The organism is Sphingosinicella terrae (assembly GCF_003347635.1).
Taxonomy (GTDB): domain Bacteria; phylum Pseudomonadota; class Alphaproteobacteria; order Sphingomonadales; family Sphingomonadaceae; genus Allosphingosinicella; species Allosphingosinicella terrae.
On sequence record NZ_QDFY01000060.1, the window covers coordinates 1 to 557 of the forward strand.

At 41.7% G+C, this 557-nt stretch carries 1 protein-coding gene; it reads left to right on the plus strand.

Annotation, left to right across the window (positions count from 1 at the left end; genetic code table 11):
• The coding region (locus DDE10_RS23240; protein WP_284734855.1) for a TonB-dependent receptor at positions 1 to 557 on the plus strand (557 nt) is incomplete at both ends.

The following is a 557-nucleotide window of genomic DNA, read 5'->3' on the forward strand; positions in this document are numbered from 1 at the left end:
AAAAACTATAAGGCGGGTAAAGGTTATTCGGATGCGGTGAATAAAAATAGCCGAGTAGTGAATAATACCGCTCGTCGTCAAGGTAATTATTTGGCGAAATTCGGCTATGATATTACCGATAAACAGCGTATCGGCTTAAGTTTCCGTCAAGAGTCGTTTTATGGTGCGGGACAAGATCGTTTCGAGATGATTTTTAATAGCCGCCCGGTAAATGCGAACACGACCAAACGTACCTACAACCTTGAGTATGATGCGAAAGACATCGGCTTTGCTCGAGACGTTAAAGCGAATGTGTTCCATATTTTAGGGACGGATAAGCGAGAAGATTATCAGCAAAATAAATTAACCGGTTATCAACGTAGTTCTAAAACCAAAACAACGGGGGCTAATTTAGGCTTTACCAGCGAATTTGGCGGAGAGCATCTGTTTAAATATGGTGTGAATCTGCGTAAAGAGCAGACAGGTAGTCAGAATTCGTTCGGCAATATTAAAGGCGAACAAAAATTCGAATACGGATTATATGCCGAAGGGATTTGGTCTTTAGGTAAAGTGCCGAC